The following is a 24,048-nucleotide window of genomic DNA, read 5'->3' as shown; positions in this document are numbered from 1 at the left end:
TCTACGTATGAATTTGAGCCGCTCGCAGACCACACCATCGAGAGGGCAATCCGCCTGATCTCGGATGAAGCGGAAGACCCGAGCACTGCTCATCGCCATCGGCGTACTTCTCAGCGTTTTCGTCCCGGCAGCTGTCGCCATCGCCGACACGGACACGTACTACGTCGGTGAGGGCGCGCACTTCGCCGCCATCGACGGACCGGACCTCGAAGTCGGATACCAGCTGTGGGCCAGCAGCGGGAATCCGTTCCCCGACGACAACACGGTCGACCTCGACCCGCTCCCATCAATCTCCTCGGACGGACCGACATCACTCACAGTCGACAGCCACGACGACGAGTGGACGACGTTTTCGAATGTCGACGCCGGCGACGACGAGATCACCATCGACGGCGACTCGAGGAGCGCTGTCGGATTCGGCGGCGACGTCGAGTCGTTCGAGTACGGCGACGTATCGGCGGCGGGCGAAGATAACGGGGAGACGGACCTCGTCTACTCCGGCCCCGGCGGAACCACGACCTCGCTGACGCTCAACGACGTTCCGGCGAGTACGGGCATCGCGGCGGTTGACCTCGATTCCGGTGAGATTCTGGACTCGACGGCGAGCAACGGTGACGGTGTCGCGACGTTGGACGTGCCCAACGACGGGAGCGACCGGGAGATAGACATCATCCAGACGGGGTCACAGGTCCCAAGCATCGACGATCCGTCGCCTCGACGCGGGGACTACGTCAGCGACAGAAACGTCACGCTGAGTGCATCTGTCGAGAACGCGGGTGACGACGAGTTTACTGTCGAATTCTACGTGAACAACTCCGGCGAGTGGGAGTCCGTCGGTTCGGAGACGAGTTCGGGCGAGGAGGTAAGCGTGGACTACACGGCTGACCCCGGAGAAAACGAGTGGACAGCGGTCATCCAGGAACAGGACACCGACCCGGAAGACGCCGTGTCTTACACCTTTGTGACACCGAACGACCTCACGATTCACAACGCCTCGAACACGTCGAAACTCATCGATGACGACGTCGACGTCACCATCGAGTCGCTGACCGGCGACTACTACGACGAACGGAGTACGAGCGACGGCACGCTGGATCTGTCCGGCGTCCCTCGTGAGGACCTCCGGTTCACGTTCGACGCGGACGGATACGCGAACCGATCGGTCATCACGACGGACCCGAGTCAGCGCGTCTACACCACGTTGCAGCGCGAGGATGACGACGATACGTTCCGGCAGTGCTACGAGCTGGTCGACGAGAGCGGGCGCTTCGAGACCTCATCGACGTACCTCATGAGTCAGGTCCGGATCAACGGGACTCACCGTGACGTGATGGGTGCTCAGTTCGGCGCTGCGAACATCGCGTGTCTCACGCTCGAGGACGGCGAAGAGTACCGAATGGCCGTCGAGAATCAGGACAGCGTCCGGAAAGGTGTCGGAGGCTACAGCGCGGATAGCTCCCGCAAGGACGAGGTCCTCCCGATAATCATCGAGGAGGCGGGACTCGGCATCCCGGAAGGGGAGACGTACGCGACGGACATCTACGCCGAACGCATCAACGACACGGATAAGGGACGAGTAGTCTTCAAGTTCGACGCCGGGACGGCCGACGTCGAGGACCTCTCGCTGTCGGTCTACGAGCGCAACAACGAGGATACACCGCTGTTCGAGACGACGCAGTTCGGTGAGGTCTCGATTTACAGCGAGACGGTGGCGCTCTCGGAGGAGCAACTCGACGACACGTTCATCGTCGAGTGGTCGGCGACGATCGACGACGAAGAGGTGAGTAACAAGGTCCCGGTCGGCGTCTCCGGCATCAACGTCGACCTCGGACTGTCGTCGACGTGGATGACCATCGTGGGGTCGCTCCTGGTCATTTTCGTGGGTGGCATGTTCGGCGGTATCCATGCCGGCATCGGGGCTGTCGTCACGGCCGGATTTAGTGGCCTGTTGGTGCTCATCGGCTGGCTGGATATCCCGGAGACTGTCGTGGTCTTCGCGATAACGGTCGGCATCGGCTTCTACATAAGCGGGAGGTTGAACTGATGGTCGAAGTTCGAGGGAAAGCGGCGATCGTCCTCATCATCTGTTTGGTGGGGTCGACGGCCTTTGCGAGCACGACGCTCGGTCCGGCGTTCGGTATTAACCTCACGACCGGCGAGGAACGTGACGTTGAGTCGGCGAACGAGGACCTCGAGGGAGCAGATAGTGACGTGGCCGGCGATATCTTCAGTCCAATCACGGCGCTCGGTATCATCGCGGACGTGTTGAACATCGTCAGCAACGGTGATCGGATTCTGCAGAACCTGGGGGTGCCGCCATCGGCAGCCAGTTGGCTCACGTACGGCATCCCGGCGATGATCGGGCTGTTCATCCTTCAGATAGCGATCAGACAGAGACTATGATACCCACACTACTCACCAACGCGCTCTCGACGGTACTGCAGTCGGGAGACTACGATTGTTTCGCCGGAGGACCAGACCCGGCATGCTGGATCGCACCGTATACTGATCAACTCGGGTCCGTGTTCGTGTTGTTTGCCGTCATCATCTTCGGCGGCGGCCTAGCAGTCAACCAGCGCTCGCCAGCTCCGCTCATCGTCGTCGCGGTCGTCGTCGGTGCGGCATCGATTACGGTTTTGCCGGCGCTGGCGAACCGGATGATCCTCATGCTCGCCATCGGAGGTGCAACGGCGGCGCTGTTCGCGTTCTACCAGCGCTTCCGACGGTGATGGGGATGCAAGGCAACGACCCCGATCGAGTCAAGCGCGCGGTGTACGAGGCGGCCGGTCTCGAACTCGCAGCGGTGAGTTCGCACGCGATCGCTCGAAACCTCGGATTCGTTCCGGACTTTGCTCACTTCGTCGGCATGGTCGCGATATCGCTCTGGTTCGCAGCGCTGTTCACGCTCATCTGGGGGTTCGCGCTCTGGGCCGACCCCCGCGATTTCGATGTACGGAGGACGGGCGCGTGACGTCCGCCGTCTACCGCTGGTTCAAGCCCGGCTACGCGTTCCACGAACTGAGCCACTACGTCGTCGCTCGTGTGCTCGGACACAGCGCCAGTTTCGGCGTCGACGACGACGGTCGACCGTGGGTCGACGTGGAGATGAAGCGAGAGGCCGCTCTCTGGCGCGCTGTCGCGGTCGGTGTCGCTCCGGCGGTAACTGGTCTCCTGTTCCTCGCGGCGTACCTGCGGCTGTATCTCGGACCGCTGGGGGATGTCGGTGGGATGCTCGCCGCGCCAGTCCACATCTGGCTACTCGGGAACGCGTACGTGTGGGCGCGACCGTCGGGATACGATCTCGTCCCTCTGCGACAGTGGGTTGCTGCCTTCCGACAGACACAGAAGCCCGCCTAAGCGGATTCTGCAACCTTCTTCGTAAGCACCTGGGCTGTTGTACCCTTGGTTTTCGCGTCGAACGCGGTAGAGTAGAGACAGATTTTCACTTATATACAACTCGTGAAACCTCCGCGTTCACCGTCCTCGGGGCGTCTCCGACCGACCGAACAACCACCGCGGTGCGGTAGCGGGCGGCGTTCTGCCGCCCGCGTTATTTGGTTCTACCTTAGTAGCACTACCGTAGGGCCATTTTGCAAACCGTATCTGTAGCGGAGACCTTCTCAGACGCTGGAATTCACTTTCGTGTATCGTCGAGAAGGGACAATCACACCAAGTTGAGGCGTCGATCGGGGCGGCGACGACGTCGAAACCGATCCAAAATGGTGGTCGACTGTGACGTACCACCACTTGGAGCGGAAATGAGGTGACTCTGATGTGTGCGTCTTTTCAGGGGCTGGAAAAAAGCGAAAACGAGCGTTCTCTGGCGATAGCTACCGCTAACAGAAGGAGCGAACGCGTCGTCGTCAGCGCCTACCGACGTCCGCCGTCCGGGTCGTGGTCCGGGAAGACCCTTACTCGGACGTCAGTCTCTCCACGCGGGTGCTCGTCATCGACGAGCTGGTCCATGATCATCTGCGGCGTCCCGGACCAGTCCTTGAGATACACGAAGGGGAGTGGGTCATCCTCATCGTCCCCTCGAGCGTCGGGACCGAGGTCGCGAGGGTCATTCTCGCGTTCATGTGTGCCGTTGGCCTCTCCGTTCTCTCGTTTCTCGACTGTCTCCTCGGCGCGCTTCTCGCGCTCGAGGCGGCGCTTTCCGAGCGTCTCTTCTCCAAAGTACGCTGCGACGTCCTCAATGGACTCGGCGGCTATCTCCAGTAGCTTCCCAGCAGCGAAGCAAATCACCGCCGGGTTCCCCTGCGTCTCCAGGAGGCCGACGTCGACGAGCCGACCGATGTGGTACTGTAGGTTCGACCGCGAATACCCCGTCTCGGCCTCAAGTTCGCCGTAGGTCGCACCGTGTCTCTCGACGAGGACCGATAGGATGTCGTACGCAGCGTAGGTCTGCCGCTTGATGCACTCGCTGTAGATGACGGCCTCGAAGCGGTTGTAGTAGTGCTGTAGGTCCTCACGACGTCCCTCCGGGTGCTCAACCTCAACGGTCGGCCTCGTCGACGGCTTGAAGTACGGATCGGCGACAAGATCGTCATCAGTAACACCGGCCCACTCGCAGTGCGAGAGGACGAGTTCACGAAGGCGATCAAGAACCTCGTGCCACTCATCGACGTGCGGGTTCCGGCCTTTCCCGAGTGATGCTTCGACTTTCGGATGGTGCGCCCAGTGGTCGCGAGGTTTCTCACCCCAGTCCTGCGCCTGGTAGACTTTGAGTTCGCGCTGCCAGCGCACGCGGGAGGTATCGCCGTCTTCGTGCTCTACAGTCGTCTCAGCAGGAACGAGACCCAGGAGGTCCCAACGGTCGGACTCGAGGCGAGACTCTAACCAGCCCTCCTTCTGCCGCTCGCGGAACGCCTCGATTTCGGCACCACCGCCGACATCGATGAGGTTCTCCGACTTGTCGATCGTGCGGACGAGCGAGTGCTTACGGTCGATATCGAACCGGAGATACGTCTCCAGTTTCCAGATACGGCAACTTTCGCGCTTGATTTGTCCAGCGTCGACGAGGTCGTCGTCATCGACGAGACCGAGCGCATCAGTCATCGCGTCGAACCGGTTGACTCGGACGCTCGACGTAGGTCGTCTGCACGTTGACCCGGGTCCCTTCTCCGAACGGCAGTTCGACTTCGACCTCTCTTCCGCCGTTCTTCTCGGGGTTGTAGGTCATGCCTTCCTTCTGTGGTTCGATAACGACGTGGCACGACGTCGGAGGCTTTCGGAGATTCTTGATACCGCCGTGCTCATCGCGTTCGACCTCGCGAAGCATGAGATGGTACTTAAACCACTTCTTCCAGTTACCGTACTGGTTCGTGTCTCCCGCTTTGTAGCCACTCGAAAAGAACACCCAGACGTACTCTCCGTGCCGATTGTAGTCGATGTCGGCCGGGATAGTCACTCGGTCGTCGGGATCGCCGACGCGGTCGCGCCAGAGTTCGCGAAGAGCGTCGTAGACTGCGTTGTCATCTCCGAGGACGTTCGAGACGCCGGCACCGTGAGCGATAGGTGAAGTACGACGTAGTGTCTTCGTATCAGTACCTGCCGTCAACTGAGACGGCGTGATGTCGCCGGAAATCGGTGAGTCGATGCTCATTTGTAGAGCTCCTGAGTGGGGACGAGAACGGGGCCACAGTCGCCGGTCGCGAGGTCCGCCTGGACAGCGATCCATCCGGTGCCGGGGCCGAGGTCAGTCGTATCGCTGTGCGGATCGATGGCGAGAACGCGAGAGCAGTACCGGCAGTAGAAGCCGAAGACGGGGATTTCGTCGTGTCCCGTATCAACGACGGCGTGGTCTGCGAGATACTCACGAGGGACGCGGTGGGCTTTTTGAGTACCCTCAACATCCTGCTCGCAGTAGCCACAACGAAGAGCGCCGTTGAATCTCTCTGGCCTACCGAGGTCGTTCTCTGCACCTACCGGAAGCATCGTCTGCGCGAGGTCTGGAGCATCGAGGCTCACCGCTTATCACCGTCCTCTTCGGCATCGATCAGTCCGTGCAGCACGGAGACGACGTTCCACCAGGTGACTTTCCGACAGCCACCACAGACGTGACGGAACGAAGAGGGAACGTCCTCGACGCTGTCGACAGGCGCGCGACGAACCGAAGTTCGCTTGCACCCGATGCAGACAGCGTCAACAGGAATTCCGCTCTGGCCCGCGTTGGGCGCGTCGAGTTCGGCTTCCAGGTCGCGGCCGTCGGCGTCCGAACTCACGCGAGACCACCCGAGTACGCTCGGACGATATTCCAGGCGGTCCCCAGTCCGAGCGCGAGGACAGCGACAGAGACGAGCGCAGTCACCACGGCGCCGAGCGAGAACAGTCCGAGACTGCCTGCCGTGACAGCGCTCAGGAGGGCAACCGTCCCACCGACGACACCAGCGACGAGGCCTGGAGGCGCACCGTTGACGTCAGTCATCGGGGCTCCTCCGGGTACATGATGTCGAGAATCTCGGGATTCATCTCGACGAAGCCGCGATTCAGCCGAAGGTGGTCGATGAACTGGCCGGCTTGGTTGACTTTGACCTGCTTCGTCGCGCGTGTCTCGAGGCGCCGGTCGACGGCCTCGAAGGTGACGAGACCGTCGTCGTCGGGATCACCGTGGTAGATGGCGAGGCCGAGTACGTCGAGACCGACCAGGTACTGATCCTCTCGGACCTGCTCGGGAACGTCGTCGAAGTCGGTAAACCGGTCGTCGGTGTCGGTGTAGAACTTTGGGTCCGGGATGTCGGCGCTGCGAATCTTCTGCCACAGTTCGGGGTGCTGGTCCCGATATAGCGCGAGATGGAACTCACACTTCGAGAGATCGGCACCGAACGAGGCGGGATGCGGCACCGAGTAGACGGCAGCCTCGTCACAGACTCCGATGTGGCAGTCGGTGTCGTCGTCGTCCTCGACGAGGCCGACGTACGGAGTGAGTTGCGTCGCAACCGAGCGCTGGTAGCGGTCCGACGACATCACCGACCGCCTCCAACTGCTTCGGGTTCGGCTTCCCAGAGTTGACGTGCGAGGCCATGGGAAACGCCCCCACAGGATTCCTCGCGGGCGATGTTACGCTGTCGGAGCGCCCACTTGACTTTCCACTGAGTGACTTCTTCGCCGTCGACGAGCGCGTCAAAGTGGTTGGCGATCTTCCGCTGATCCCAGCGAAGCTCGACGTAGAGGTGTTCGAGCGTCTGTGATTCTCGCCACTCGGCGGGGTCCTGGGGGACTCGTGAGCGACTTTGGCGAATCATGGGCGCTCACCTCCGAGGCGTCGAGGAGCGTCCTGGGGATCGCGGAGGTTGACGTCCAGGCCGGCGGCGCTGCCACGACTAATCCGGTTGCCATTGTCGCAGCTGGGGCAGCGGTGTACTCGGTCGTCGAGGTCTCCGAAAACGCGGCAGAACTGCTCGGTGACGTGGCCGCCACAGTTGAGGCAGCGACGTTCGCCGGCGACCGCCGAAAGGTGGGTCGCCATCAGACGACACCTCCGAAGTGGCGGTAGCTGTGAGGTTTAGAACCGGTAAGAAGCTCCGCAATAGTTTTGGTCGCTATGGGACCGCCCGGATTCGAACCGGGGTCACGGGCACCCAAGGCCCGAAGTATACCAGGCTAACCCACGGTCCCGCGTCAGTACAGAATCGGCATCGAGTGTAAAACGTTTCGTTCCATGCGCCTCACCCCGTCACAGGGAAGAACACCGTGATTCCGAGCGTCGTGACGACGGCGAACAGCAACTGCAGCGGCGCGCCGACTCGCACGTAGTCGATGAACTTGTAGCCGCCGGGACCGTAGACGAAGAGATTCGTCTGGTAGCCGACAGGCGTCATGAACGCCGTCGACGCCGCAAACGTCACCGCGATGACGAACGAGAGGGGGTTCGCGCCGATCTGCGTCGCCGCCTCCACCGCCACGGGGACCATCAGAACCACGCTCGCGTTGTTCGAGATGACGTTCGTCAAGAGCGCCGTGACGACGTAGAACAGCGCGAGCACCCCCAGCATCGGCAGCGCCGTGGCGCTGGCGACGATGGAATCGGCGAGCAACTGATCGGCACCGGTTTCCTGCATGGCGATACCGAGCGGGATGACGCCCGCGAGCAGGAAGATGACGTCCCACTGGACGGCGTCGTAGATCTCGGTCGGTTTCAGACAGCGCGTCGCGATCATCGCCAGCGCGCCCGCCAGCGCCGAGACGACGATGGGAATCGGGGTGAGCGCCGCGACGGCGACGACGAGCGCGACGATACCGACGGCGACCGGAATCTTCGACTCGCGGAAGTCGTGACGCTCAATCTCCTGGGCGACGATGAAGTCGCGGTTACGGTCGAGACGCTCGATGCTGTCGGTCGACGCCTGCACGAGCAGCGTGTCGCCGACCTGGAGTCTGACGTCGTCCATCCGTCGACGGATGAGTTCGCCGCCGCGCCGCAGCGCCAACACGGTGGCGTCGTAGCGCTGTCGAAATCCGATGGAGGAGAGCGATTCGCCGACGAGCGCCGACCGCGGTGCGACCACGACTTCGACGAGGTTCTGCCCGCCCTCTCCGGCCTCCAACGTCTCCTCGTCGACGCGAACCGGCACCAGATCGAGCCCCTCCACGTCGAGGAGTTCGACCAGCGTGTCGCGGTCGGTCCGGACGGCGAACACGTCGCCGGCCTGAATCTCCTTCGGTCCGAGCGGTTCGAGAAACACCTCGCCGCCGCGAATCAGTTGCAGCAGGTCGACGTCGAGGGCGGTTTCGACGAGCGCATCCTGCACGCGCTGGCCGACGAGCGGGGAGTCCTCACGGACGAGCACCTCGGTGAGGTACTCGCCCATCTCGAACTCCTCGGTGAGGTCCGACTGCGGTCTGATGCGCGCGGGTGTGAGATACCGACCGACCGTGAGCAGATACACGGTCCCAACGAGCGTCACGACGATTCCGAGTCCCGTGAACTCGAACATCGAGAACGCGCCGACGCCGAGACGGGCGGAGATGTCGCTCGCGAGGATGTTGGTGGACGTGCCGATGAGCGTGAGCGTGCCGCCGAACATCGACGCGTACGACAGCGGCAACAGCAGTTTCGACGGCGAGTTGCGCCCGCGTTCGGCGAGGTCGGTCACCATCGGGAGCAAAATCGCGACGGCCGCCGTGTTGTTGATAAAGCCCGAGATGGGCGCGACGACGCCGACGATGGCTCCCAACTGACGGCTCTCGCTCTCGCGGGTGACCGCGGCGATTTTCGCGCCGAGGATCTGGACGACGCCCGTCCGCTGAACGCCTTCGCTGAGGATGAACATCGCCAACACGGTGAGCGTCGCTTGACTCGCAAAGCCCGACAGCCCCTGCTCGACCGAAATCAACTGCATCGGGGCCGTCAGCAATCCGGCCGCCGCGAGTGTCTCGCTCATCGGTTGCACGAGCATCAGCGTCACCATCACGCCGAGCGCGGTGACGTCGACCGGGACGGGTTCCGTCGCGAAGAAAACGAGCGCGACGAGAATGACGAGAAAGACGAAGACGATGCCCGGAGTTATCGCTGCCACGGACGTCCAGATGGCTTCCGCTGGCAAAAGAGTGGGGTATTCGCAAGGCGGCGTGGTGGTCCGCTGAACGTATTTCCGCGTTGGTTCTGTAGTCACCCCGCAGATGGCACGTCTCTCTGTCACTTCCACGGCGAGCGCTGCAGTACACGAAGCGAGTACTCAGTCACTGCCATCGGTGCACCGACTACGCCCGCGTCGGCCTGCCGCTACAGTTGCTGCTATCGATCGTGACTATCGGCGGCATCGAGGCCTTCTGGGGCGTCTGAGGGCCGACGTGCCGCTTCAGAGATCGTCTTCGGCCAGTTCCATCTCGGCGACGATGGCGTAGGGGTCGAGACCGTTCCGTATCCCGTCCAGAATCCGGAACGCCTCGTCGGGCGCGAGGAAGTGTCGCGTGATGGCTCGGCCCAAGGGAGTGGGTTCGAAACCGTCGATGAACTTCCATTCGAGCAACTTGCCGACGGCGTGTTTCGTCGGAATCTCGCCGAGCATCCGGTCGTTCAGGCGCTTCGCTCGCCTTCCCGCGACGGTGATGTTCGCGAGCGTCTCCTCGACGGCGGCGGACTCGTCATACATCGTTGTGACGTCCTCCATCTCGCCTTTCAGGAGCATGAACGCGACTTCGTCCTCGCTCATCTCCATCGAGCCGTGGTAGGCGGCGTCGGGTTCGACCAGCATGTACACCTTCCCCTTGTCGTGGTAGTCGGGTCGGCCCGCGCGGCCGAGCATCTGGCTGAACTCCTGGACGGAGAGCCACTCGATACCCATCGCCAGCGAGTCGAACACGACCTGCGAGGCGGGGAAGTCGACACCGGCCGCCAGCGCCGCCGTCGTCACGACGGCCGCCAGATCCTGATTGGCGAACATCCGCTCGACTTTCTTCCGTCGCCCGTAGTCCAGTCCGGCGTGGTACGGCGCGGCGTCGTACTCCAGTTTCCGGGAGATCTCGTGACAGCGCCGGCGCGAGTTGGTGAAGATGATGGTCTGACCGCGGTAGCCCTTCGAGGATTTGGTGTCGAACTCGCGGCGCACGAGTTTGTTCTCGATTCTGACCTTCTCCTGCCCGTCGGCGAACGTGAGGTGGCGTTCGATGGGGACGGGCCGCTCCTCGAACTCGATGAGCGTCGCCTCCAGTCGCCGCGCCAGCCACTCGGGGTTGCCGACGGTCGCAGAGAGGTAAATCCACTGCGCGCCTCCGTAGCCCTCGCGGCGTTCGGACCGACTCTCGCAGTAGTACTTCAGCCGCGAGATGAGACCGTCGAGGCGGTGGCCGCGCTCGTCTTCTTTCAGCGTGTGGACCTCGTCGATGACGACGCTTCCGATGTCGCCGAGGTCCTTGCCCGTTCTGAGGGCGTGGTCGATGCCTTCGTACGTGCCGACGATGATGTCCGCGTTCGGGTCGAAGCGGTTGCCGTCGTCGTTGATGCGCGACGCTCCCACCCGAATCGTGACGTTCGCGAGGTGGCCGTAGCGCTCCTGAAAGTCCTCGTACTTCTGGTTGGCGAGGGCGACGAGCGGGACGAGAAACAGCAGTTTCCCTTTGCCCTCCAGCACGCGGTTCAGCCCGGCGAGTTCGCCGACGAGGGTCTTGCCCGTCGCCGTCGCGCTCACGACCAGTTGGTCTCGCCCGTCGAAGAGGCCGTTTCGGACCGAGAGGCTCTGCACCGGCAGGAGGTTCTCGAATCGCTCCTCGGTCATTCCCTGCAACTTCGGATGCAGGTCCAGACCGCTCGTCGGTACGGGGTCGACGTCCTCGACAGTCGCACTGATCTCGTCGAACTTCGTCAGGTCGGGGTCGAGATTCCCTTGCAGGAGGTTCGTGATGCGGTCGAGGTCCTGCACGTCGAGGAGGAGTTCTTCGAGGCGGTCCTGCGCCGCCGCGGTCAGGTTGCCTTTGAACGAGAGTTCGCGCTCCAGTTCCCGAATCGCGCAGTCCGGACAGATGTACTCCCTGTCCGTCTTGATCGCCGTCTCCTCGGTGATGGGCGAGTAGCGGCCGCCGGAGGCACAGAAGCGACAGGTGCGGACGACGAGCGCGTCGAGTTGGTAGCCGTCGAGCATCTCCTGGAGTTCGTTCCGGCCGTGCTGGGAGGTCTGCTGAGAGATTCGGATACGCGACGCTCTGCGGGCCAGTTCGACGAACTGGTCGGGACTTCTCGGTTCCTCGCTGGAGCCCTCGACGATGCGGAACTTCCCGGGCCGGGGACCGGCGTTCGTCTCCTTGAGGCCGAGTCGACCGCGGAAGAGGCGCTCGCCGTCGCGGGTGGCGACGACGGTGTAGTCGTCGCGGCCGCCGCTCTCGTGGAGGAACAGCGTGTCGACCTTGGCGACCTGCTGAGACACGCCGAATGGTACGAGAACGGGGTATTTCAGGGATTCGACTCCGTGGAGCGGTCTTCCGGGTATCGTTTCCTCACGCCGTCTCGGAGTACTCTCTCCTCACTCCTCGACCAACTCGATGCTGTCGTCGCCGTTCGGCACCGCACAGAGGAACGCGCCCGCCTCGTCGCCCTCGTTTCGGTACCAGTGGACGACGCCCGCGGGGATGAAAAGCGAGTCGCCCGCCGACACCTCGTACTCCTCCTCGTCGATTCCCACCGTGTACTCGCCGTCGAGGACGTACTGCTCGTGTTCGACCTCGTTGGTGTGTTTCGGTACCGACGCGCCGGCGTCGAGGGTGAACCGCCGAATGGCGAAGTTCGGTGCACCGTCGGCGTCGCTCACGAGGACGCCCTTTCGCATCCCCTCGGCCGCGCCGACCGACTCGTACTCGACCTCCGATTCGCGCTTGACGACTGCACCGCTCTCGCCCGCTTCGCTGGATTCCATACCCGCGACTACGACGCCGGGAGCGTAAGCGTTTCCCGACTGCGGTCGTTCACCGAGTGCCGAACCTACGACCGAGTTTAAGAAGGCTCGGACCCTAACCCGCGGTATGCGAGGCATTCGAATTGGGAGCGCCTTCGGCATCCCCATCCGGTTGGACTTCACCTTCCTCTTGGTGTTGCCGCTTTTCGCCTATCTCATCGGTCTCGATGTCGGGGCGCTCGCGGGAACGGTCAACGACCTGTTCGGTTCGGCGCTCGACGCCGACGCGCTGACGGCGGGCGCGATGCCGTGGATTCTCGGCAGCGCCGCCGCGGTTGGACTGTTCGGCTGCGTCCTCCTCCACGAGTTCGGTCACTCGCTCGTGGCGCTGCGCTACGGCTACGAGATCGACTCCATCACCCTCTGGCTGTTCGGCGGCGTCGCCCGGTTCACCGAGATTCCCGAGAACTGGAAGCAGGAACTCAACGTCGCGCTCGCCGGCCCCGTCGTCAGCGTCGCTCTCGGCGTCCTCTCGTACCTCGCGTTTCTCGCCCTCCCGTCGAGTCTCGACGCCGCCAAGTTCGTCCTCGGCTACCTCGCGCTGACGAACGTGCTGCTCGCGGTGTTCAACATGCTTCCGGGTTTCCCGATGGACGGCGGCCGCGTCCTCCGGGCGCTGTTGGCCCGCGACCGGTCGTACGCCCGCGCGACCCAGATTGCGGCCGAAGTCGGCAAAGGGTTCGCGCTCCTGCTCGGGATTTTCGGGCTCTTCGCCAACCTCTGGCTCGTCGCGCTCGCGTTCTTCATCTACATCGGCGCGTCCAGCGAGGCCCAACAGACCGTGATGAAGGCCGCGTTCCAGGACGTCACCGTCCGCGACATCATGACCGGCAAGGAGGACCTCCACACCGTCGACGAGAAGGCGAGTATCGCCGAACTGATGAACCGGATGTTCACCGAGCGGCACACGGGCTACCCGGTGATGCGCGACGGGCGACTCACAGGGATGGTGACGCTCAACGACGCCCGCTCGGTCAACGAAGTCGAACGCGACGCCTACCGCGTCGAGGACGTGATGTCGCGCGACATCGCGAGCGTCACCCCGGACCTCGACGCGATGGAGGCGCTGCAGCTGATGCAGGAGAACGGCGTCGGCCGCCTCCCCGTTATCGACACCAACGGCGACATCGTCGGCATCGTCTCGCGGACGGACCTGATGACGGCGTTCGATATCATCCAGACCAGCGGTTCCCCGGACTCCATTCGTTCGCTCCGTTCCTCGAACCCGCCGGGGTCGCTCTGAGGTGACCCCACGACTCGGAGACGTCGACCGAATCGGAGGCGACGGACACGCCCGCCCTGTTGTCCTCGGTAAAACGCTCGAAACTCGATACCGGCGACGACGCTCGGTTCTACCGTTCGCCGCGCTCCGTCCACCACATCGGCGGTGCGTTCCACACTCGACTAACCGAACTCTACTGACGCGAACTCCGCTCTGACGGCGTCGCTCTCGACCTGATGAGCAGTTGGGTGTCGCATCTGCCCGAGGACGTTCAGTACGTGCGCGTCGTGGGCCACGGATTGAACTGAGACGACTTAGCCGAAAATCCCAGATTAGACGGGCTCTCCGTCAGAAATATCGACGAAACCCCTTCGCTTCCGATGGAGAACGTCTCCGTCGACGCCGTCCTCGTCGCAGTATCTGTCCAGTATTCCGGAGCCGTCGTCGCCGAGATTCGGCGTGTACTCCGACCCAGGGGTGTCTGTATCGTCTCCTTCTCGAACTGGCTGTTCGCGCAGAAAGCGGTTTGGGCGTGGCGGACGGTGTCGATGGACGAGCGGGCGGCGCTCGTCCGGCGGTATTTCGAGGCGTCGGCGGATTCGACGACGTCGACGTGATTTCGGAGGCTCAATTGGGGTCCGATCCGTTCTACGCGGTAGTCGCGAGGCGGAAGGACCCGTCGTTTCGAGAGCCCGACGGAGTCGTCGACGTGTCTACTGACCGTCGATTTCCCGGAGTTGACGGGTACTGTCTTTTAGCATGTCCACACCGTCGGTGGAGACTATGCGCGGAGTGCTAAACGAACAGACGAAGACCGTTCACAAACCCAACGACGACCACGCCCACAGACTCGCCGCCTGTGGCGCGCTGTTTCACGTCTCCGAGGAGTCGACGGTTGTCGTCGATCTGGCGACCGCCGTCGACGAGGGCGGCGCGTCGCGGTGTGGGCGCTGTTTCGACGATGCGGGCGGATATTAGCTCTCGTCGACTCCGCGTCTCTCCGTCTCCTCGCCGTATTCGCCTTCTGGTTCTCCGTGAACGAACACTCCTGGCAGGATAGTTGACATCTTATGCTCAGACGAGGGCTTCTTCGAGAACCTGTAGCGGATGACGGATTCTGTAACTGGTGCCGTGTTCCATCTGTATTGAGCAGGTTGGACACTCGGTTTTGCCATTTCGTCCGAGGCGTGGTGCATGTGCTCAAACATTTGCTCGCCGATTTTCATCGACTTCTCGTACTTTTCGGATTTCCAGCTGTACGTCTCCGAGATGCCCGAACACGACAAACTCACTCCGTCACGAATTTCATAACTGGCCGAGGTACCTGAGAGAGGAACAGAAACGCTCTCTCCAGTCGGACGGGCTTCATCAGACGTTCATAACCGTCATCGAGCCCCGATAACTACCACTTCCGCTCACGAACAGGCGATTATGAACTCTCTCGCAACTCTCCGTTTTGGGCAACCATGGCAGTATTCTCGAGAAAGCGGTCGATTTGACGAAGGATGTGTTTTAGGAGCTCCGTCTCGTTCTCCGGTTACACCGGAGCGCGTTCTCATAATCGGTTCCCGTCTCTCGGTTTCACGTAATCTGGTGAGGCGCAGACGCCCGAGTCTCACTCTCGTCGGTTGCCACCAATTTGAGTGGCGGAGCATCGTCGGTCCCCCTCCCCATCTGTTCGCCACCGATACCAGCGTCTTCGTCCCTTCTCTACTCCTCAATCCTAATCGCGTCCCCTTAGTGGGTCTTTGGCTCTTCTTGCGGAGGCACCATCCGATTATGAACCGTCTTGACCGAATGAGAGAGCCAGAGAGCCACGCTTGCGCCTGGGGACTGCTCGGAGTCGATTATGAATTTCCTTCTTAGTGACTACGACTTTCACGTTGTATTTGACATCATATGTTCGGCCTCCTGTCAGCATCGCACTTTGGTTCTCGCATATTTCGTGATGATCTACCGAGAATGTGTCAGGAATAGCGTGCTGAATAGAGAGGGTGTATCTGTCAAATTTCGAAATCTGCGATGAGCGCGGCGTGGTCACTATAGTTGAACGAGTCAGGGTCGTATTCACAATGCATTGGGTTCAGATCCTCGGAGGCGATGATGTGGTCGAACCGGCTGTTGCCGAAACTCTCGTCCAGCGTGTCGATGTCACCGTAGCCCCACTAATAGCGGAATACGTCCGCCATCCCTGCGTGACCTAGTCCCTTCAGAATCTGGAGTGCTGCGGTGCGCCAGCGGTCGCGGATTCGCGGGTCCTTGTCGTTGATGTGTGTGGTAGCCTGTCCGTCGGCCAACTCCTCATCTGGCGGTTGCACGTCGACGTGAAGGTTGACGGAAGTACGTATATTGCTATAATCGGGCTACATACCGGTGGGCACGTACCATCTGGTCCGCCTGCGTATCGCCTAGCTAACAAACACGGCTTTAATTTTGACTTTAGTGGTATAGCAAACTAATTCTACTGCGAACAGTTCACAGAAAACCTTTATTAGGTGAGCAATTTCAGATTATTATGAGAAATAGACGTGAGGTAATCGTGCTCGCTGGGTCCCTCTGTACTACCTGTGGATGTATCGGTACAAACAATACTGAGAAGTCGTCAGCAAACAATTCGTCAAGTGAAGATCCCCGGACAGACAGAAACGCCACGATATCCCCAAATCCTGACTCTACAACTTCCTCGGAAGAGCCTACATTCAAAAGCGAACCACAAATCAGTTCTTTCGAGGACGAACGATCAGACACTAGTTCCTGTTCACAGAAAATCCCACTAAACAAATATCTTGGCGATATGTCAATTCGTCATAGTGACGATTCCGTAAACGGGGTTGTTCTCAAATCATCACATGAAACACTACAGATTGGAGAAGAAATACGTCTATCGCTGATTAACAATACTAAGGAAAGGAAAGAATTTGGATCATATAATAAAATAAATATTGAAATATTTGATGAGGAAGAATGGCTAAATATATTCCATATACATGAGGGTTTTGGATTCACCGACGAACTGTACAGGATCAAGCCAGGGAGTGGGTTCCAATGGCATTTTACTGTTTCCCAACCAGGCTTCAGTAAGGGTCCTTTTACTGTCTGTTCTGAGCTGATCCCAGGCGAATACCGTTTCACATATTGGGGTCTCAATGAAAAGAAATCGCCAGCAGTGCAATTTACTGTAGAATAGTAAAGGGGCTTACAACCTCTAATACTGTTGACGACATCTTTTCCAGTGCTGCACGGTAGGTAATAATTCACAGCATGCCTATGCATCTTTGGATTCACTTCCGGGTAGCGGGGGTGCCGTCACTACTAATCCAGAGGCTGCTCCTGACAGTATCCGCAACATCGCAAAAAGATATGAATTAGACGTTGTGATAATCAGTGTCGAGAAGAGTAGCGTCCGTATCGCACTGTGCGACTCTTCAGCGAAGCCGTCTGCGTAGAGCTGGCCGATTCGCGCTCTGTATTCAGCAATCGGTGAGAAAAATCCTGGATAGCGGTCAATAACGGAGTGCAAGATACAGAGGGTGTATTTCAACCACCGGCAGATTCGCTGAGTTCGAGTAGGCGGGTCACGGTAACACTTTCCTCGCCAGGGGCGGTCACCTGTTCGGTGTAATCTAGCGAGAAGATGTACTCACCTCGGTCGAGTGTGCGAATTAGGGTCGTCTCGCTGACCCCTGTTCGGCTGTATTCCGGGACGAACGGGACGTCGCGGGCACCGTCTTCGTAGGCGTCGTACGCCTCCCGCTCGAACACGAGGCAGTCAACCGACGTGTCGCCCTCGACGGCGATGTCGTAGTGAAGGACCTTGCCGCTGGCCTGTGGCGAGTTCGTGAGCGCAATGGCCGAGAACTCACCGGGCTGGAGCGTCTGGATTCCCTCCGCACGGAAGTCCTTGAACGCCCTGCGGGCATCGGTCAGATAGTCGTCCATGTGATCGGGAACTCCGTCGCCGTCCGTGTCAGGTTCTGATGTCGGCGTTTCGGCGCGGCAAGAACTGAGACAGCCGCTTCCGAACCCTGCGAGAGCTGCCACGACTGCTCGCCGAGGCCATTGCATATCGGGGCGAAGAAATTACTCCGAATAATCCTTCTCATTAATTGGATACGATGAGGAACTGCTCTCCAGTCGGTCGCTCGTTTGAGAGTCGCCTCTCCTGTAGTAGTTGAAGGCTCTCCCCTTAATCGACGAAGAGAGAAGGCTGCATTTGCGCTCTGTATCAGTACAGTCTTACTGAACTGTCACAAGCTATGAGGTTCGACAGAACCCCACGAGTCCAGCCTATCCAGACATACACCTGCTCTAGTGAAACGCTTCGAGGCTTGATTTGAAGCACTCGCTTCTCTACAGAGTCGTCTCTCGCGACGAGTTCCAGTTTTCCAGCGCGCCTGCAGGGGTGCAGGCGCGCACAGTTAGGCCTGCGTCAACACATGAACGGAGACGATAGCAACCCAGTAAGTGATGATCAGCTGCGTGAACCACCCAACAGTCGACGTGACAGAGGTGAGACCGACGAGGACGAATACAGCTGTCCGATCTGCGGACGAACGTTCGATTTCCGCCGTGGATTCGACACCCACATCGGACGTCTACACAAAGAACGCTCTCAGACACACACCTGTCCGCAGTGTGGAGCAGAGTTTCGCGCTGAATCTCCGAGAAAATACTGCTCGGATAAGTGTCGACGAAGCGGTATTGCAAACGAGAAAGAGCGCCTCTCAAAACTCAATGGGAAGCGAACTAAGACAGCGTGTACGCTGTGTGGCGAGACGTTCTGGTTTTATCCTTCCGACAAGAAAGGGCACTTTTGCCCCGAGTGTGTTCGAAACGAAAACTGGCGGCACCCACCACGACCGAGTGGCGAAGACAACCCACGGTGGAACGGCGGAAAACGCTCTGTCGACTGTGGTGTTTGCGGAACCACCGTTGAACGATACCCCAGTAACATTGCGTCGGTTACTGTCTGTAGCGAGGACTGTCGGAGAACATGGCTCTCAGAGGAATTCAGCGGGTCGGGACACCCGAACTGGAAGGGTGGCGGAAACGAACCCTACGGCAAAGGGTGGACTCGGATTCGAAAAAAGGCACTCGAACGTGATGGACATCAGTGTTCGGTTTGTAGCGTCACACGTGACGAGATTGGACGAAATCCAGACGTCCATCACATCGTCCCCGTTCGGTGGTTCACCGACTCACGCGAACACGAGACAGAAGACGCTCACTTCCTCGAAAACGTGATTTCGCTCTGTATTCGCTGTCACCGGAAAGCCGACTTCGGAAAGATCACCCAAGACGAACTGTGGTCGTTGCTCGACGTGGACGACCCAGTATTCGACCCATAGCGTTCACTACGAATCACTTCCATATCGGAATTCGCTACAGTTGTCACTCCGGCTCCTAACTGTAACCAAGAAAACCCCCATTCGGAGAGGTTAATTTCAGGTCCAGGTGCGAGAATCGAACCCGCGTCTCAGCCTCCACAAGGCTGAAGGATGGTCCACTACCCCAACCCGGACACATCCAATCGTACTCCGCTGTGACTCAAATACGTTACGACTTCCGGGAGATTCGCCAGTCGGCGACAGGGCGCACGCCCGTCCTCACCGCCCCGAGAGCCGAGACGCTTTTGGGGTCGCCCCGTCTACTCCCGCCCAACAGTGGCCATCACGGACAAAATCTATCTGAAGAACCACCGCCAAATCGCCTCCCAACTGGAGACGAGTATTCCGAAAGGCGCGTTCAAGGGCGCGACGCTGGACGTGCTGTACACCGGCGACGGCCTCGAAAAACTCGACGAGGCGACCCGCGAACGAGTGCTGGACTTCGCACAGGACTTTCTGGACTGCGACTGCGACACCAACCCCTACTGCGGCCATCCCGAGCGCAAGTTCGTCAGTTACCTCCTGGACCTCCGCGCGCAGGGACTCGGACCCGACGCCATCGTCGACGTGATGACCGACGACTACATGCTCTACGCGTATCCCGGCGACGTGCTCTCGTTTCTCGACCAGTCGGTGCGGACGCTCGAAGCCGTCGAGTCGCTCGCGGCCGTCGACGGCAATCAGGAGATGCAGCAGACGTCCGCCGAGGCGAAGCGGTCGCTGACGCGGTGAGCGAGGCAGAAAAATCGGGGATCGTCAGCCCAGACGGAACGGTTGGTCGTCTCGCTCGCCGTCGAGTTCTTCGAGTTGAATCACGTCTTCGTCGTCGCCGTCGAGTTCCTCCACCTGTTCGCGCAGGTAGTTGACGTAGCGTTTGTGTTCTTCGAGTTGCTCGCGGAGGTGTTCGGTCTCCAGTTCGAGACGCTCGTGTTCGCGGATGAAACTCTTCGGCACCTCCACGGTCGGCGGGAACCCCGTTCCGGCGTCGTCGTGACTCCGTTCTAACTCGTCTTCGGGGACGACTCGCACCTGGCCGTCGTGGGCAACGAGCGTGTCCACGTAGTCACGAAACACCGCCGACAGCGAGATATCCCGCTCCTCGGCGATTTCGCGGAGGGTCTCGAACGCGTCCTCGTTGACGCGAAACGAGATTGTCTTGTTCTTGTTGCCCATATTCTCGACATGGGGCTTCGTGCTACTTAATCGTTCGTCAGACGAGCTACCAGTTCGTTCGACTGTACGTCACGTTCGAGACAACGTGTCCGACCCGTCGCCGCCGTCGCTCACTCCCGACCGCTCGAACGTCTCCGCGCTCCGGTCGTCCACGTCGAACGGGACGCCGGTCACGTCGACCACCGAATCGACGACGCTGACTCGGTCGGCGGCGACGACGCGCATCCCGTCGCGCTCGCGTCCCGATTGCCGTATCTCGCAGTCGCGAACCGTCGAACCGTGCCGCCGGTTCCGGATATCGACGGCCATCCGGCCGTATCTCCCGACCCCCGCCGCGTCGCCTCGAATCACCGCGCCGACGAGTTCGAGTCGCCGGTCGAGCGTCGCCGGGTCGACCGTCTCGCCGCTGGCGACCATCGACGGCGCGTAGAACGGTTCGTCTTTCGCCGCGAGCGACCGAACCGCGTTGACGCCGTCGGCGTCGACACGGATGCTCGTCCTCTCGACGCGGAGTCGACCCGCTTTCGCACCGTGGACGACCGCACCTGAGACACTCGGTACGTCATCCGCGTTGCCGTCCGACTCGTCGTGGCCGTCTGCAACGCCGAACGCGTCCGAGACGACCACGCCGCAGTCGGCGATGCGCGTCAACTCACCGTCGCGCGCCCAGATGCCGCGTGTCGTCCACTCGTTGGCGACTGTTTCGGAGTTGTCGAGCGCCACCTCGACGTTTTCGACTAGTGCGTTCGGGCCACCGGTTCGAACCTGCGCGAGGTTGTTGTTCGCGTAGCGGCCGCCGCGGACGACGAGCGGCCCGGCGTGGGCGCTGGCGTACAGCCCTTCGGTCCATCCCTCCACCCGACAGTCGACGAACGCGACGGTGCCGCCGATTCGAAAGTCGTCGCTCGCTTCGAGCGTCGGGTCGACGAAGACGGCTGATGCCATCCCGCCGTCGGAGAGGTCGACGCGCTCGACGAGCAACTCGGTCGATTCGCCGGCACATTCGAGGAGTACCGCCTGATTCCGTCGCTGGTTCCCCGCCCGACTGTCGCCGGAGTAGTCGTTCGGGTCGTACGCGCCGACGACGCGGTAGTCACGGAGGCAGCTCGTCCCGCCGTCGACGACGAGTTTCGTCCGCGCGGGATGCTGGGGTCGCTGCTGGAGGTCGAACCCCTCGACGCGGACGTCGCTGGCGTCACGGAGGTGAATCACGTCGTGGAGGCCGGAGCCGTTCGAGACGAGCGTCGCGCTGTCGGGCGCGTACAGCGCCGCGCTCGACAGCCCCGATTTCCGAAGCGGATCGAGCAGGTACGTGCCGGACGAAAAGTGGACGAGCGTATCGTCGTCGAGGTGAGGAGCTACGTCGAACGGGCGCTCGCCGTCTGGGTCGGCCCCCACGTCGACGGCGTCGACGACGGTGTCGTACTCGTCGGGCGTGGGCGAACTGACGATCGGCGCGGCTGGCGGCTCTCGCATATGACTGTGGAGGGTACGGCCGCGAGGCGTATCACTCACGGGGCCGCGGTTAGCGGGGACCAGATTGCGACGCTGTCGGGTCGAGTGAGTGCCCCGAATCAGGCGTGGCCTTCCCGACGGGTCGGTCCACTCTCGGACTCGGACGGGGTCGCTTCGTCGCCGTCGGACTCCTTCGAGTCTGCCTCCTCCGCGTAAGTGTCGATTCGCGCGTCGTCGAGGTGTTCTTCCGCTGCGTCCGACTCGTCAGCGCCGACGCCCATCGCCTCGTACACGCACCGCCAGTCGGCGCTCGGCGAGTCGCGGTCAGTCGGCATCGTCGCCTCCCTCGTTTTCGTCCGCCTTCGCCGCGCCGCATCGGAAACAGCCGTCGCGAAGTCGGGGATCGGCGCTCTCGAATCCGCAGCGCTCACAGCGCCAGTAACGGTGGTCGAGGCGGCCGTGGTCGTCGTAGGCGCGATGCGGTCCGCTGACGCGCCGCTGTCGGTGCTCGCTTTCCGTAGCTTCTTGTGAGAGTGGGTTATTAGTGCTCACTGGGCTCTCCGTGGTTGGGATGCCCGGCGTCCGGGTGCTGCAACACCCGACGCGTTTCCGCTCGCGTCGTGCCAGGCGGCGTTCTGTCGTCGATACTCCCTGTCTCTCCGTAGCTGTCGCTCTCTGTGCGACTTCGCCGTCAGTTTCCGGTCCAACTACGCGCTGCGCCGCGACGACCACGCGGCCGAACCGGGCACACCGGGGGAATGCTGTGTGCACCCGGTCCGGATGGGTGGTCGATGGTGTGTCGTGCCGCGTCGGTCACGTCCGCGCGGCGATGCGAGCGCGACTACGCTTCGGCTTCGAGTTCGTCGGTCGTCTCCAGACTCTGGAGCGCGGCGATGGCGGCCTGCCGGTAGCTGTCGACCGGGAGGTCGTACTGTTCGCGAGCCATCCGGCCGTACTCGTTGCCCTCCTCCTCGAAGCGCTCGACGCGTTCGAGCGTGCGCTCGGCGGCCTCGACGACCCAGCGGTCGCGCGTCGCGGCGTCGACTTCGCTGATGGACTCGGGGCGAACCGAGACGTTCACCGTGCCGTCGTCGGTCTCGTACGTCCGCGGCTTGCCCACGATGGAGACGTAGGAGGGTGCGTCGAGGTCCCGAAGGGTACTCGCCGCCTCGGGCTGGTACTGCCCGGCGTAGACGAAGAACGTCCCCGTGGGGTCGACGATGCGACCCCGCCAGTACTCGTTGTCCTCGCCGACGTCCTCTTTCTCGGTCAGCGTCCCCACGAGGAACACGCGGTTCGCCTGTGCGCCCGAGGGCAGCAGCAGGTAGACGGGCGCGCGCTCGTCGTCGGACTCTTTGAACGTGTATGCAGCGTCGTTGAACTCCTGGGCGAAGACGCGGCGGGCGACTTCGCGGGTGGGTGCGGATTGACTCATTTACATCGACCTCGCTTTGATGAGCACGGCCTCGGCGTCGACCGGACCGGTGAGCTGTTCGAACTCGTTGACGAGCACGTAGCGGCCGAGCGTCGGCCCGGAGACGCGGTAGTAGCGCCCGAGGACGTCCTCGGCCATCTCGTCGGCGACGATGGTCGTGTCGAGCGCGTCCATCGCCATCTGTTTGGCCTCCTCCAGCGTGATGCCGGTGAGCTCCTCGGTCATCTCCTTGTTGAAGATGATCTCCTGCACCTCGTTGCCGTCGTCGAGGACGCCCTTGATGCGCAGGTCGAACTCGCCTTCGACGTTACCGTGCTCCGAACAGCGGCCGTTCTGGAGCACGCGCGTGCAGCCTTCCTCGGGGCAGCGCTTGATGAGCCCCGACCCGCTCTGGATGTCGACGAACGCGCCCTCGACGCTCACTGAGTCGTCGCCGACTTCGATGTCCTCGTCGAGTTCGGTGATGGTCGTCGTCCGGTTGAGCTTCACCGAGTACCGACCCTGGTACTCGTCGGTGACGACGTTCTGAAGCGAGTACACGCTTCCTTCTTCGAGTTCCGGAAGCTCGGACGTGGTGAACGAGACGAACTTGATGGTGCCGGACTCGTCTCCCAGCAGGCCGACCTGCGATATGGAGTCGCTTCGCGGCTCCCACAGTTCGACGAGTTTGACAGTGAGGTCGACCCACTGTTCGTCCTCGTCGATGTCCGAGACTTGGACGGCCTGACTCCCGCCGCCGCCGGCGCGAATCGCGTCGCGTTCGAGTCCCGCCTCGTCGAGGTAGTGGTTGACGACGCTCCGTCGCGCCTCATCCACGGGGACTTTGTACTCGTTGACGAGGTTGTCCAGTCGCTCTTCGATCTCGTCTTCGTCCACGTCGAGGTGGTCCGAGAACTGTTCCGCAATCTCCGCTGCGTGTGTACGCAAATCTGTCATGTGGTCTCACTGCCTCTTCTTTGGTTTTCTACGAGAGGCATACGCCCGTTGGCT

At 61.4% G+C, this 24,048-nt stretch carries 29 protein-coding genes, 2 tRNA genes and 1 pseudogene; 10 read left to right on the top strand and 22 right to left on the bottom strand.

The window, feature by feature from the left end; translation table 11 throughout:
• The first annotated feature begins 64 nt into the window (after positions 1 to 64).
• The 5 genes from LAQ74_RS13760 to LAQ74_RS13740 are packed head-to-tail and all read left to right on the top strand — an operon-like array spanning position 65 to position 3,357.
• Positions 65 to 2,044 carry a YrzE family protein gene (locus LAQ74_RS13760; RefSeq protein WP_224333103.1) on the top strand — a complete coding sequence of 660 codons (1,980 nt, stop codon included), beginning with the start codon at positions 65 to 67 and terminating at the stop codon, positions 2,042 to 2,044.
• Positions 2,044 to 2,403 (top strand): hypothetical protein, encoded by a 360-nt coding sequence (locus LAQ74_RS13755; RefSeq protein WP_224333102.1) that lies wholly within the window; start codon positions 2,044 to 2,046, stop codon positions 2,401 to 2,403. The genes LAQ74_RS13760 and LAQ74_RS13755 overlap by 1 nt, the downstream gene beginning before the upstream one ends.
• Positions 2,400 to 2,729 carry a hypothetical protein gene (locus LAQ74_RS13750; RefSeq protein WP_224333101.1) on the top strand — a complete coding sequence of 110 codons (330 nt, stop codon included), beginning with the start codon at positions 2,400 to 2,402 and terminating at the stop codon, positions 2,727 to 2,729. Before LAQ74_RS13755 ends, LAQ74_RS13750 begins: the two co-directional genes overlap by 4 nt.
• A gap of 5 nt (positions 2,730 to 2,734) precedes the next feature.
• Complete coding sequence (locus LAQ74_RS13745; RefSeq protein ID WP_224333100.1) at positions 2,735 to 2,971, top strand: hypothetical protein; 237 nt, start codon at positions 2,735 to 2,737, stop codon at positions 2,969 to 2,971.
• On the top strand, positions 2,968 to 3,357 hold the full coding sequence (locus LAQ74_RS13740; RefSeq protein WP_224333099.1) for a hypothetical protein: 390 nt from the start codon (positions 2,968 to 2,970) through the stop codon (positions 3,355 to 3,357). The genes LAQ74_RS13745 and LAQ74_RS13740 overlap by 4 nt, the downstream gene beginning before the upstream one ends.
• A 513-nt stretch (positions 3,358 to 3,870) precedes the next feature.
• On the opposite strand, the gene LAQ74_RS13735 is transcribed toward LAQ74_RS13740, so the two are convergent.
• From LAQ74_RS13735 to LAQ74_RS13680, 12 genes are all read right to left on the bottom strand, one after another.
• Positions 3,871 to 5,058 (bottom strand): MarR family transcriptional regulator, encoded by a 1,188-nt coding sequence (locus tag LAQ74_RS13735; RefSeq protein ID WP_224333098.1) that lies wholly within the window; start codon positions 5,056 to 5,058, stop codon positions 3,871 to 3,873.
• Positions 5,051 to 5,605, bottom strand: coding sequence for a hypothetical protein (locus LAQ74_RS13730; RefSeq protein ID WP_224333097.1), 555 nt, complete (start codon positions 5,603 to 5,605; stop codon positions 5,051 to 5,053). Before LAQ74_RS13730 ends, LAQ74_RS13735 begins: the two co-directional genes overlap by 8 nt.
• Positions 5,602 to 5,970 carry a hypothetical protein gene (locus LAQ74_RS13725; protein WP_224333096.1) on the bottom strand — a complete coding sequence of 123 codons (369 nt, stop codon included), beginning with the start codon at positions 5,968 to 5,970 and terminating at the stop codon, positions 5,602 to 5,604. The genes LAQ74_RS13730 and LAQ74_RS13725 overlap by 4 nt, the downstream gene beginning before the upstream one ends.
• A complete protein-coding gene (locus LAQ74_RS13720; protein ID WP_224333095.1) occupies positions 5,967 to 6,224 on the bottom strand; it encodes a hypothetical protein in 258 nt (85 codons plus the stop codon). Before LAQ74_RS13720 ends, LAQ74_RS13725 begins: the two co-directional genes overlap by 4 nt.
• Complete coding sequence (locus tag LAQ74_RS13715) at positions 6,221 to 6,427, bottom strand: hypothetical protein (RefSeq protein WP_224333094.1); 207 nt, start codon at positions 6,425 to 6,427, stop codon at positions 6,221 to 6,223. The genes LAQ74_RS13720 and LAQ74_RS13715 overlap by 4 nt, the downstream gene beginning before the upstream one ends.
• On the bottom strand, positions 6,424 to 6,966 hold the full coding sequence (locus LAQ74_RS13710) for a hypothetical protein (RefSeq protein WP_224333093.1): 543 nt from the start codon (positions 6,964 to 6,966) through the stop codon (positions 6,424 to 6,426). The genes LAQ74_RS13715 and LAQ74_RS13710 overlap by 4 nt, the downstream gene beginning before the upstream one ends.
• Positions 6,966 to 7,244 carry a hypothetical protein gene (locus LAQ74_RS13705; protein ID WP_224333092.1) on the bottom strand — a complete coding sequence of 93 codons (279 nt, stop codon included), beginning with the start codon at positions 7,242 to 7,244 and terminating at the stop codon, positions 6,966 to 6,968. Before LAQ74_RS13705 ends, LAQ74_RS13710 begins: the two co-directional genes overlap by 1 nt.
• Positions 7,241 to 7,468 carry a DUF7563 family protein gene (locus tag LAQ74_RS20650; protein ID WP_224333091.1) on the bottom strand — a complete coding sequence of 76 codons (228 nt, stop codon included), beginning with the start codon at positions 7,466 to 7,468 and terminating at the stop codon, positions 7,241 to 7,243. Before LAQ74_RS20650 ends, LAQ74_RS13705 begins: the two co-directional genes overlap by 4 nt.
• Before the next feature lie 76 nt (positions 7,469 to 7,544).
• A tRNA-Pro gene (locus LAQ74_RS13695) sits at positions 7,545 to 7,617 on the bottom strand.
• 50 nt (positions 7,618 to 7,667) lie between these two features.
• A complete protein-coding gene (locus LAQ74_RS13690) occupies positions 7,668 to 9,518 on the bottom strand; it encodes an SLC13 family permease (protein ID WP_224333090.1) in 1,851 nt (616 codons plus the stop codon).
• A 282-nt stretch (positions 9,519 to 9,800) separates the two neighbouring features.
• The gene (locus LAQ74_RS13685; RefSeq protein WP_224333089.1) at positions 9,801 to 11,861 is read right to left on the bottom strand and encodes a DEAD/DEAH box helicase; all 2,061 of its coding nucleotides are present in this window, start codon (positions 11,859 to 11,861) and stop codon (positions 9,801 to 9,803) included.
• A 96-nt stretch (positions 11,862 to 11,957) separates the two neighbouring features.
• On the bottom strand, positions 11,958 to 12,347 hold the full coding sequence (locus tag LAQ74_RS13680; RefSeq protein WP_224333088.1) for a cupin domain-containing protein: 390 nt from the start codon (positions 12,345 to 12,347) through the stop codon (positions 11,958 to 11,960).
• A 106-nt stretch (positions 12,348 to 12,453) separates the two neighbouring features.
• Between LAQ74_RS13680 and LAQ74_RS13675 the strand changes: the two genes are divergently transcribed.
• The 3 genes from LAQ74_RS13675 (at position 12,454) to LAQ74_RS13665 (ending at position 14,586) form a co-directional block, all read left to right on the top strand.
• Positions 12,454 to 13,629: a CBS domain-containing protein gene (locus LAQ74_RS13675; RefSeq protein ID WP_224333087.1), complete on the top strand. Its 1,176-nt coding sequence runs from the start codon at positions 12,454 to 12,456 to the stop codon at positions 13,627 to 13,629.
• 359 nt (positions 13,630 to 13,988) lie between these two features.
• Positions 13,989 to 14,225 carry a class I SAM-dependent methyltransferase gene (locus tag LAQ74_RS13670; protein WP_224333086.1) on the top strand — a complete coding sequence of 79 codons (237 nt, stop codon included), beginning with the start codon at positions 13,989 to 13,991 and terminating at the stop codon, positions 14,223 to 14,225.
• Positions 14,226 to 14,391: 166 nt separating this feature from the next.
• The gene (locus tag LAQ74_RS13665; RefSeq protein WP_224333085.1) at positions 14,392 to 14,586 is read left to right on the top strand and encodes a hypothetical protein; all 195 of its coding nucleotides are present in this window, start codon (positions 14,392 to 14,394) and stop codon (positions 14,584 to 14,586) included.
• Between the two features lie 96 nt (positions 14,587 to 14,682).
• Here LAQ74_RS13665 and LAQ74_RS13660 read toward each other — a convergent pair.
• Positions 14,683 to 14,900, bottom strand: a pseudogene (locus LAQ74_RS13660) (anaerobic glycerol-3-phosphate dehydrogenase subunit C); the annotation flags it as partial.
• 873 nt (positions 14,901 to 15,773) lie between these two features.
• Positions 15,774 to 15,926 carry a hypothetical protein gene (locus LAQ74_RS13655; RefSeq protein WP_224333084.1) on the bottom strand — a complete coding sequence of 51 codons (153 nt, stop codon included), beginning with the start codon at positions 15,924 to 15,926 and terminating at the stop codon, positions 15,774 to 15,776.
• A gap of 197 nt (positions 15,927 to 16,123) precedes the next feature.
• On the opposite strand from LAQ74_RS13655, the gene LAQ74_RS13650 reads away from it, so the two are divergent.
• Positions 16,124 to 16,795 (top strand): immunoglobulin-like domain-containing protein, encoded by a 672-nt coding sequence (locus tag LAQ74_RS13650; RefSeq protein ID WP_224333083.1) that lies wholly within the window; start codon positions 16,124 to 16,126, stop codon positions 16,793 to 16,795.
• A 350-nt stretch (positions 16,796 to 17,145) separates the two neighbouring features.
• Here LAQ74_RS13650 and LAQ74_RS13645 read toward each other — a convergent pair whose 3' ends face one another.
• Complete coding sequence (locus LAQ74_RS13645; RefSeq protein ID WP_224333082.1) at positions 17,146 to 17,547, bottom strand: hypothetical protein; 402 nt, start codon at positions 17,545 to 17,547, stop codon at positions 17,146 to 17,148.
• 1,509 nt (positions 17,548 to 19,056) lie between these two features.
• Positions 19,057 to 19,129 (bottom strand) — tRNA-His (locus LAQ74_RS13635).
• Positions 19,130 to 19,271: 142 nt separating this feature from the next.
• On the opposite strand from LAQ74_RS13635, the gene LAQ74_RS13630 reads away from it, so the two are divergent.
• Positions 19,272 to 19,727: a DUF5814 domain-containing protein gene (locus LAQ74_RS13630; RefSeq protein ID WP_224333080.1), complete on the top strand. Its 456-nt coding sequence runs from the start codon at positions 19,272 to 19,274 to the stop codon at positions 19,725 to 19,727.
• A 24-nt stretch (positions 19,728 to 19,751) separates the two neighbouring features.
• Here the strand turns inward: LAQ74_RS13630 and LAQ74_RS13625 are convergent, their stop codons facing one another.
• The 6 genes from LAQ74_RS13625 to LAQ74_RS13600 form a co-directional block, all read right to left on the bottom strand.
• Positions 19,752 to 20,168 (bottom strand): DUF8146 domain-containing protein, encoded by a 417-nt coding sequence (locus tag LAQ74_RS13625; RefSeq protein WP_224333079.1) that lies wholly within the window; start codon positions 20,166 to 20,168, stop codon positions 19,752 to 19,754.
• A 69-nt stretch (positions 20,169 to 20,237) separates the two neighbouring features.
• Complete coding sequence (locus LAQ74_RS13620) at positions 20,238 to 21,644, bottom strand: hypothetical protein (RefSeq protein ID WP_224333078.1); 1,407 nt, start codon at positions 21,642 to 21,644, stop codon at positions 20,238 to 20,240.
• Between the two features lie 98 nt (positions 21,645 to 21,742).
• A complete protein-coding gene (locus LAQ74_RS13615; protein ID WP_224333077.1) occupies positions 21,743 to 21,958 on the bottom strand; it encodes a hypothetical protein in 216 nt (71 codons plus the stop codon).
• Positions 21,948 to 22,175: a DUF8118 domain-containing protein gene (locus LAQ74_RS13610; protein ID WP_224333076.1), complete on the bottom strand. Its 228-nt coding sequence runs from the start codon at positions 22,173 to 22,175 to the stop codon at positions 21,948 to 21,950. Before LAQ74_RS13610 ends, LAQ74_RS13615 begins: the two co-directional genes overlap by 11 nt.
• A gap of 289 nt (positions 22,176 to 22,464) precedes the next feature.
• Positions 22,465 to 23,058, bottom strand: coding sequence for an RPA family protein (locus LAQ74_RS13605; protein WP_224333075.1), 594 nt, complete (start codon positions 23,056 to 23,058; stop codon positions 22,465 to 22,467).
• On the bottom strand, positions 23,059 to 23,994 hold the full coding sequence (locus LAQ74_RS13600) for a replication factor A (protein WP_224333074.1): 936 nt from the start codon (positions 23,992 to 23,994) through the stop codon (positions 23,059 to 23,061). It lies immediately after the preceding gene.
• Positions 23,995 to 24,048 lie beyond the last annotated feature (54 nt).

Source organism: Haloprofundus halobius (assembly GCF_020097835.1).
Classification (GTDB): Archaea; Halobacteriota; Halobacteria; order Halobacteriales; family Haloferacaceae; genus Haloprofundus; species Haloprofundus halobius.
This window is presented reverse-complemented; position numbering and strand designations above follow the sequence as displayed.

What these genes read in the sequence shown, in the direction of transcription:
- LAQ74_RS13760 (WP_224333103.1), top strand. Translation starts at nt 65, where the DNA reads ATGAAGCGGAAGACCCGAGCACTGCTCATCGCCATCGGCGTACTTCTC.
- LAQ74_RS13755 (WP_224333102.1), top strand. Translation starts at nt 2,044, where the DNA reads ATGGTCGAAGTTCGAGGGAAAGCGGCGATCGTCCTCATCATCTGTTTG.
- LAQ74_RS13750 (WP_224333101.1), top strand. Translation starts at nt 2,400, where the DNA reads ATGATACCCACACTACTCACCAACGCGCTCTCGACGGTACTGCAGTCG.
- LAQ74_RS13745 (WP_224333100.1), top strand. Translation starts at nt 2,735, where the DNA reads ATGCAAGGCAACGACCCCGATCGAGTCAAGCGCGCGGTGTACGAGGCG.
- LAQ74_RS13735 (WP_224333098.1), bottom strand. Translation starts at nt 5,058, where the DNA reads ATGACTGATGCGCTCGGTCTCGTCGATGACGACGACCTCGTCGACGCT.
- LAQ74_RS13730 (WP_224333097.1), bottom strand. Translation starts at nt 5,605, where the DNA reads ATGAGCATCGACTCACCGATTTCCGGCGACATCACGCCGTCTCAGTTG.
- LAQ74_RS13715 (WP_224333094.1), bottom strand. Translation starts at nt 6,427, where the DNA reads ATGACTGACGTCAACGGTGCGCCTCCAGGCCTCGTCGCTGGTGTCGTC.
- LAQ74_RS13710 (WP_224333093.1), bottom strand. Translation starts at nt 6,966, where the DNA reads ATGTCGTCGGACCGCTACCAGCGCTCGGTTGCGACGCAACTCACTCCG.
- LAQ74_RS13705 (WP_224333092.1), bottom strand. Translation starts at nt 7,244, where the DNA reads ATGATTCGCCAAAGTCGCTCACGAGTCCCCCAGGACCCCGCCGAGTGG.
- LAQ74_RS20650 (WP_224333091.1), bottom strand. Translation starts at nt 7,468, where the DNA reads ATGGCGACCCACCTTTCGGCGGTCGCCGGCGAACGTCGCTGCCTCAAC.
- LAQ74_RS13680 (WP_224333088.1), bottom strand. Translation starts at nt 12,347, where the DNA reads ATGGAATCCAGCGAAGCGGGCGAGAGCGGTGCAGTCGTCAAGCGCGAA.
- LAQ74_RS13675 (WP_224333087.1), top strand. Translation starts at nt 12,454, where the DNA reads ATGCGAGGCATTCGAATTGGGAGCGCCTTCGGCATCCCCATCCGGTTG.
- LAQ74_RS13670 (WP_224333086.1), top strand. Translation starts at nt 13,989, where the DNA reads ATGGAGAACGTCTCCGTCGACGCCGTCCTCGTCGCAGTATCTGTCCAG.
- LAQ74_RS13665 (WP_224333085.1), top strand. Translation starts at nt 14,392, where the DNA reads ATGCGCGGAGTGCTAAACGAACAGACGAAGACCGTTCACAAACCCAAC.
- LAQ74_RS13650 (WP_224333083.1), top strand. Translation starts at nt 16,124, where the DNA reads ATGAGAAATAGACGTGAGGTAATCGTGCTCGCTGGGTCCCTCTGTACT.
- LAQ74_RS13645 (WP_224333082.1), bottom strand. Translation starts at nt 17,547, where the DNA reads ATGGACGACTATCTGACCGATGCCCGCAGGGCGTTCAAGGACTTCCGT.
- LAQ74_RS13625 (WP_224333079.1), bottom strand. Translation starts at nt 20,168, where the DNA reads ATGGGCAACAAGAACAAGACAATCTCGTTTCGCGTCAACGAGGACGCG.
- LAQ74_RS13620 (WP_224333078.1), bottom strand. Translation starts at nt 21,644, where the DNA reads ATGCGAGAGCCGCCAGCCGCGCCGATCGTCAGTTCGCCCACGCCCGAC.
- LAQ74_RS13615 (WP_224333077.1), bottom strand. Translation starts at nt 21,958, where the DNA reads ATGCCGACTGACCGCGACTCGCCGAGCGCCGACTGGCGGTGCGTGTAC.
- LAQ74_RS13605 (WP_224333075.1), bottom strand. Translation starts at nt 23,058, where the DNA reads ATGAGTCAATCCGCACCCACCCGCGAAGTCGCCCGCCGCGTCTTCGCC.
- LAQ74_RS13600 (WP_224333074.1), bottom strand. Translation starts at nt 23,994, where the DNA reads ATGACAGATTTGCGTACACACGCAGCGGAGATTGCGGAACAGTTCTCG.